The sequence below is a fragment of the Synechococcus sp. WC101 genome (genome assembly GCF_047461555.1).
Classification (GTDB): domain Bacteria; phylum Cyanobacteriota; class Cyanobacteriia; order Thermostichales; family Thermostichaceae; genus Thermostichus.
The window spans coordinates 1-6,655 of the sequence record NZ_JANSHG010000139.1; the positions used below are offsets into that span (position 1 = coordinate 1).

Below are 6,655 nucleotides of genomic sequence, written 5' to 3' on the forward strand. Positions count from 1 at the left end.
CGCTTTGACAACGCCGTTACGGGTTCTTTTGTGGACTGCGTAAGAATCCCCCGCCTTTAGGCGGTGGGAGTGTCAATCTTGATCTCCACATAGCAGCAGGGATCCCCACTGCCGGCAAAGGTCATCGGGATCCCTCCTTCAAAGGCGGTCATCACGTAGGCTTCCAGCTTGCCCACCTGTTTGGCCAGAGCAGCAGAGAGCGACTTGAGCAGCGCCTCTACAGCGGCAGGTTCCGGCTTTAGAGGCGTTTGCAACTTGATCAAGGGCATAGGCACTGCTTTTTGTCGACAAGTTGATCTTGCCGTTGCCGGCTTGTTTTTTGCGGGATCCCCCTGTGGTAGCTTAGCTGCAGAGTTCCGCCGATCCCCATGGAGCAGAGGAAGCCGGTCAGTTCTGAGCCTAACCACCCCACTCGAGCTGAGGCAGGGCCGCAGGAGGTGCGAACCGAGGCTGCTCCTGCCCCTGTCGGCCCTTACAGCCAGGGCATTGCCGCTGCGGGGCCATTTCTATTCGCCGCCGGACAGGTGGGCCTGGATCCCAAAACCGGCAAGCTGGCGGGGGAAGATGTTGCCTCGCAAACTCGGCAGGCGCTGCTGAACCTGAAAGCCGTGCTGGAAGCAGGGGGAACAAGCTTGGCCAATGTGGTGAAGACCACCGTTTTTTTGGCGGATATGAAAGACTTTGCCGCCATGAACGCGGTTTATCGAGAGTTTTTTGCCGCCGATCCGGCACCGGCCCGCTCTTGCGTGCAGGTGGCTGGCCTGCCCTTGAATGCCTTGGTGGAAATCGAGGCGGTGGCCTGCTACCGATAGCGGCGGTTAAAAGCTGCAACTCTTCAACCCCCAGATCCAGAATGTTGGCCATCTGGGCTGGGGCGACCGTTTTCCTCGGGTGCGGATCCCGGCAAGTCGGGCACCGGGTCGTAGCCTCCCGGGTGCCAAGGGTGGCAGCGGCAGAGGCGGCGGATCCCCAGCCAACCGCCTCGGATGGCACCGTAGCGCCGCACGGCTTCCAGGGTGTACTGGGAGCAGGTGGGGTAGTAGCGGCAGGCAGGCGGTAGCAGAGGGGAGATGGCCACCTGGTAGCCTCGAATCAGGGCAACTAAACCGCGAGTCAAGGGATCCGACCGTTCCGCCATAGGCCAGCGTACAAAAAGGCCATTTCCAGGCTAACGTCTGCCCTCCTGCGCAGCTCCAGACAAGAGGTTAAGATCCAAAAAGTCACCACCCAAATATACATTTCGTAATACTTCTGTTCGGGGATGCCGTGGAGACGGCTTTGCTCCTCGGCATGGTTGTAAGAGTTTCATCAGGAGTGGGCGTGAGGGCATTTGGGCGGCTACAGCCAGCACAGCGGCGCAACTTGGGCATTTTGTTCGTGGCCGGGCTGCTCTTTTGGGCCAGTCTGTCTGCGCTGTTGCCCACGCTGCCGCTCTACGTCCGGGATGTGGGCGGCACCAGCCAAGAGGTGGGCTTGGTGATGGGGGCCTTCTCGATTGGGCTGCTGGCTTTTCGTCCTTGGCTGGGGCGGCTGGCGGATGGCCACAGTCGGCGCATTGTGTTGCTCATCGGCATGGGCGCGGCGGGGATGGCGCCTTTGGGGTACTGGCTTTGGGATTGGATCCCGTGGATAGCGCTGGTACGGGCCTTTCATGGGATCAGCATCGCCGCTTTTGCCACCGCCTACGTTACTTTGGTGGCGGATTTTGCCCCGGAAGAAAAACGCGGCGAGATCTTGGGCTACATGAGCTTGGTCAATCCCATGGGTGTAGCCATCGGCCCTGCTTTGGGCGGTTTTTTGCAGGAGCTGGCCGGTTATGGCCCTCTGTTTCTCTTCGCCGCTTTGCTGGGGTTGGTGGGCTTTTTCTGTACCCAATTGGTTCGAGAGCAGCGCCGTGGGGATTGGGGATCCCTGCCCTCGGATGGGGCGTTTTGGGGCCTTGTGCTCAGCCCGAAGGTGTGCTCTCTCGCTGGGGTCATGTTGTTGGTTGGCCTGGCCTTTGGCACCCAGACCACGTTTGTGGCTCTGTTGATCCAAGAGGCCGGAGTTCCCCTGAATCCAGGTCTTTTTTATACGGCGGTGGCCCTGTCCAGCTTCGGCGTGCGCCTGCTGGCTGGTCGCGCTTCCGACCGCTACGGGCGGGGGCCGTTCATCTCGCTCAGCCTGGCCACCTATGCTCTGGCGATGGGGATCCTGAGGGTTGCCGACAGCGCTGCGGCTTTTCTCGCCGCCGGGATCGTGGTGGGGTCGGGTTTTGGCACCTTGATCCCGCTGATCTCCGCCCTGGTGGCGGATCGCTCTGAGCCGGCGGAGCGCGGTCGCCTGTTTAGCTTGGTGATGTGTGGCTTTGACTTGGGCATTGGGCTGGCGGGGCCGATCCTGGGCACGCTGGCGGGGGGGTTCGGGTATCGGGCCATGTTTGGCTACGCCGCCCTTCTGGCGTTGGCTTCCTTGGGCTCTTTTCTCTGCTTCTCCAACGGGCGACCGGGATCCTCCCTGCGCTTTGCCTTGGGCCTGGAAACCGATCGGTTTCGACAGCCAGATCCTGTCCCTTCGGAACAGCCCCAGCCGTCCCCTCCCCTGCCAACGGGATCCCGTCCTGCCCTCTAGGCACCCTGATTTTTGTCCCCAAGTCCGATTTGCCCTATCCTAGGCTGGGGTTGCTGTACAAAAAAGAACTCTGGGCAGATGGGAGCACGGGGTTGGCTTGCCCTCCTGGGATCCCTGCTGGTGGGCGCCTTAGGGGGATGGATCGAGAGCGCTTGGGGGGTAACGGTGCGGGTGGCCTTGGCCGATGCCACCGCCCCTTTGGTGGTGGGGGTTTCTCTCCCTGCCCAACTGACCAATAGCCGCCAAGAGGTGCTGGCCGAGTTGCCCCCCATGCAAGGGTTTCTGGCCCAGCCCGGCCCTCAGGGGGTGCGCCTGCAGGGGGTGGTCAGCCCGGTGTTGTTCATCGAGCCGCAAGCGGGTGGCCTGGTGGCGGTGGATGGCCGCTGGTATTCTGGCAAAGTGCTCCTGACCGGCTACAACCGCTTGCTGGCCATCAATTACGTGGATCTGGAAGACTACGTGGCCGGCGTGGTGGAAGCCGAGATGGGATCCCGCTTTCTGCCCGAGGCCCTCAAGGCCCAGGCGGTGGCAGCCCGCACCTATGTTCTTCACCACCGCAATTCCCGCGGCTGGTTTGACGTGTTTAGCGACACCCGCTCCCAGGTGTATCGGGGTCTGTCGCAGCGCTCGGCAGCCGCCCTAGCAGCAACACACGCCACCCGCGGCATCGTCATGGTGTATGGGGGGCAATTCGTGAATGCCATGTATAGCGCCAGCGCCGGCAGCCAAACCGTCGGGGTGAGCGGGATCCCTTACCTAAAAAGCCTGCCGGATTTTAGCCCCTATCCCAAGTACGGGCATGGCATCGGCATGAGCCAGTGGGGCGCCCAAGAATTGGCCCGCCGGGGCTGGACTTACCGCCAAATCTTGGCCTACTACTACCCCGGCGTCAGGTTTGGCCGGTTGCCGGATTGACCTACTCCCCCTTGCTCTGGGTTGCCAGGGGTGCCCATCTCCCCAGGTTGCCCTTCAGCCGCAAACGGGCCGGGTTCACCCTTGGCCGGCTTCTTCTGGTTAAGACCGGAGTGGACCTAAATAGGGCAGCCACAACTTTGCCCAAGAGCTTTTGTGGGCATGCCGATCCCGGCCTAGGGGACAAAACTGGCGGGCTGAGAAGCAGCAACCCAGACCACGCAATCTCCCCTCACCTCCAACCAGCCACCCCCTGGGTAGTCGGGGCTGCGGCTGCGGCGGCCTGCTTTCAGGAGCCGGATCCCGGCTTCCACCTGCTCAAAAGTCGGGTGATGGGGCAGCAGCAGCGACAAGAATTGGAACATCACCTGCCGCTGCAGAGCCAGGGGCGCAGCCCGCAAGGGATCCCGTCGCAGCCCCGGCAAAGCCGGCTCGTACACCTGCAACCATAGTTGGGCGGCTTGCGCCACCACCAGCTCATGCTCTGCCTGCAACAGCGTGGCCGCCCGATTCAAAGCCGCTTCCAGTTGCGGGTTAAAGTGCTGCTTGAGATAGGGCATCACCTCTAGGCGAAGGCGGTTGCGGCCATGAGCCAAATCCTGGTTGCTGCGATCCGGCCAGACCGGCAACTGGTATTGTCGGCAGAACTCTTCCGTTTCCCAGCGGGAAAGGCCCAGCAGGGGACGCACCAACCAAGCGGAGGTGGGATCCCGCTCGTCCAAACGCCGTTGCCAATCTAGGCTGACCAGGCCGGCAGCCCCCGTGCCCCGCAGCAGGTTCCACAAAAACGTCTCCGCCCGGTCGCTGGCCGTGTGCCCCGTGGCCACCGCCTCGCAGCTCCAGGTGCGCGCCCATTTGTCCAGTTGCTGGTAGCGCCAAGCCCTGGCCCCCGCCTCATCCCAGCGGATGGGATCGGCAGTCTCAACGGCGTGGGGCAGGCCCTGCTGTTGCAGCCATCCCTGCAAAAACTGGGCACACGCCGTCTCATCGGCTGACCAACGGTGATCGCAGTGCAAAACAAAGATCTGCCACCGCCAGCGCGGCTGCAAATCCCGCAAGATCTGGAGCAGGGAAAAAGAATCTTGTCCGCCGGAAAAAGCTACCAGCAGCCGCTGGCCGGGGCGAAGCAGTTGCCGCTCGCGAATGGCACACTGAACCCGCAAGTGAAGAGGAGAAAGCCTGGCCACAGTTGGCTATTGCTCGGGGGCAACCCAGACCTGGGATCCCTCAGGCAAGGGCCCGAGTGAGATGCGAGGCCACCGTCTGCACAGCCGCAATGCTCCGCTCGTAGGCCATGCGAGTCGGCCCCAGCAAGGTGACCGTCCCCAGCGGCGCCGAGCGGCGGCGATAAACTGAGGCGATGACCGTGCAGTGGTGCAGCGATTCCAGCGGGTTCTCGCTGCCAATGTAGATGATCACGGGAACGTTGTGGGATGGATCCTGATCTGCGGTGCTGGAGGATGCCTTCTCCCTGGCCGACGGGGCCGAGAGAGCCGCTTCGCTCGTGAACAGGCAACCTGGCGTGGAATAGAGCCCGATCATCCCCTGCAGCTGCTCGGATCCCTCTTCGAGCAACTGGGCCACCGCCTGCATCCGCTGAGCCTGGGAAAACTCCGGCTGCCGCATCAGCTCCGTCATGCCCGCGCTGAACACCTGTCCTAGAGAGGGCCGCAGGTAGCGTTGGACTACCGAGCGCAGCAGTTGCTGCAGCCAATGGCTGTAAGCGCGAAACTCCTCATCCAGCTTCAACCAGCTCAGATCCTGCAGCTCGGCAAAAGTCTTGCCCCGCAATTTCAGGGTGAGGAAGTTGCTCAGTAGCTGCAGTTCATCTTCCAGATCCTCGCGCCGATCGTCAGGCCAATCCGGTGGGCTGACCAAGGCCGAGTGGGTTTGATAGGAATCCGTAACCACCAGCACCATTACCCGCCCCGGCCCCACCGACAACAACTGCACGTGGTGAACGGCTACCACCGGCCCCTGGGGAGGGGTGATGAGGGCGATGCAACCGCTCAAGTGGGCCAAAAGCTGTGCCACCCTCTGTAGGAAGCTATCGAGGTCGTCCCCCAGCTCACGGTTGAGCTGATCCAGCAACTGCTGCAGCGCAGGATGGGGCTCCGGCTGGGGAGCATCGTTCGGGATCCCATCCATGTTGGCGGAGCTCAACAGATCGTTCACATAGACCCGATAGCCAAAGTCAGAAGGGATCCGACCGGCAGAGGTGTGGGGCTGGAACAGCAACCCAACCTGCTCCAGCGTGGCCAAGTCGTTGCGAATGGTAGCCGTGCTGACTCCGAGGTTGTAGGACTGGGCCAAGGTTTTGGAGCCGACAGGTTCTGCCGTGGCAATATACCTGCGCACCGTTGCCCACAGGATCTTCCGTTGTCTAGGAGTCAGTTCGAGTTTCATGGCTGCTCAAAAGAACCCAATCAACACCTGCTAAGGGGAATTAGCCAATGGATCTCAGGTCAACCAAGCTAGGGCTAAATGAGGATCAGATAAACTTTTACTTCTCTCTTTAACTTTATTGTTACCCTTTCATCTTGGGTTGCAGGCGCGGAAAATTGCAACAGCAGAGGTGGAAAGAGGTGGAGGCTCTTGGTTTGGCGAGAAAAGCGGAGCTCCCTGTAGCCTCTGCATCCTTATTTTTGCCCAAAGGGGGTACTAAAGTGTTAAGTCAACTCTAGGCTAAGTGAGCCTGCTGCTGCCTGTTCTGTATCGTTTTGTATCTTTCGAGGTCGCTCCATGTACTTGTCCCCCCAGGAGGTTGCTCTACCTGGCCGTCCAGCTAGCTCGGGATCGGCGGCAGTGGGGCCTCCAACTCAATTACCCCAAGGCGGTGACCTACCTGAGCGCAGCTATCTTGGAGGGGCGCGGGAAGGGAAAACCGTTGCTCAGGTGATGAGCGAAGGTCTGACGTGGCTGATCCGAGAGGACGTGATGCCAGGGATCCCGGAAATTCAAGTAGAGGCCACCTTTCCCGACGAAACCAAGCTGTTAACCATCCGCTAGCTGCTTTCTAAGGATCCCCCAAAGACCCAGAGACTTTAGGAGGTTGTCCATCAGAACCTCCGGGGTACTCCCGCCACAGCGCAGCTTGGCGGGATGGGGGATAGGCGGTGAGACGAAGGGGTTC

Annotated in this window: 7 protein-coding genes and 1 pseudogene; 4 read left to right on the top strand and 4 right to left on the bottom strand. The window is 61.2% G+C overall.

Going from position 1 to position 6,655, the window contains the following annotated elements; all coding sequences use genetic code 11:
* Positions 1-56: 56 nt before the first annotated feature.
* Positions 57-269, bottom strand: coding sequence for a phenylpyruvate tautomerase MIF-related protein (locus tag NW809_RS09770; RefSeq protein WP_011431387.1), 213 nt, complete (start codon positions 267-269; stop codon positions 57-59).
* 168 nt (positions 270-437) lie between these two features.
* On the opposite strand from NW809_RS09770, the gene NW809_RS09775 reads away from it, so the two are divergent.
* A complete protein-coding gene (locus NW809_RS09775) occupies positions 438-812 on the top strand; it encodes a RidA family protein (RefSeq protein ID WP_011431385.1) in 375 nt (124 codons plus the stop codon).
* 23 nt (positions 813-835) lie between these two features.
* Here NW809_RS09775 and yidD read toward each other — a convergent pair whose 3' ends face one another.
* Positions 836-1,138: a membrane protein insertion efficiency factor YidD gene (gene yidD / locus NW809_RS09780; RefSeq protein ID WP_099812756.1), complete on the bottom strand. Its 303-nt coding sequence runs from the start codon at positions 1,136-1,138 to the stop codon at positions 836-838.
* A gap of 182 nt (positions 1,139-1,320) precedes the next feature.
* On the opposite strand from yidD, the gene NW809_RS09785 reads away from it, so the two are divergent.
* A complete protein-coding gene (locus tag NW809_RS09785) occupies positions 1,321-2,610 on the top strand; it encodes an MFS transporter (RefSeq protein ID WP_011431383.1) in 1,290 nt (429 codons plus the stop codon).
* A 78-nt stretch (positions 2,611-2,688) separates the two neighbouring features.
* Positions 2,689-3,525, top strand: coding sequence for a SpoIID/LytB domain-containing protein (locus tag NW809_RS09790; RefSeq protein ID WP_011431382.1), 837 nt, complete (start codon positions 2,689-2,691; stop codon positions 3,523-3,525).
* A gap of 173 nt (positions 3,526-3,698) precedes the next feature.
* Here NW809_RS09790 and tilS read toward each other — a convergent pair whose 3' ends face one another.
* Complete coding sequence (tilS, locus tag NW809_RS09795; RefSeq protein WP_011431381.1) at positions 3,699-4,709, bottom strand: tRNA lysidine(34) synthetase TilS; 1,011 nt, start codon at positions 4,707-4,709, stop codon at positions 3,699-3,701.
* Positions 4,710-4,749: 40 nt separating this feature from the next.
* Positions 4,750-5,928 carry an HrcA family transcriptional regulator gene (locus NW809_RS09800; RefSeq protein ID WP_011431380.1) on the bottom strand — a complete coding sequence of 393 codons (1,179 nt, stop codon included), beginning with the start codon at positions 5,926-5,928 and terminating at the stop codon, positions 4,750-4,752.
* A gap of 358 nt (positions 5,929-6,286) precedes the next feature.
* Here NW809_RS09800 and ureA point away from each other — a divergent pair.
* A pseudogene (gene ureA, locus NW809_RS09805) lies at positions 6,287-6,531 on the top strand (urease subunit gamma).
* The last annotated feature ends 124 nt before the right edge of the window (positions 6,532-6,655 follow it).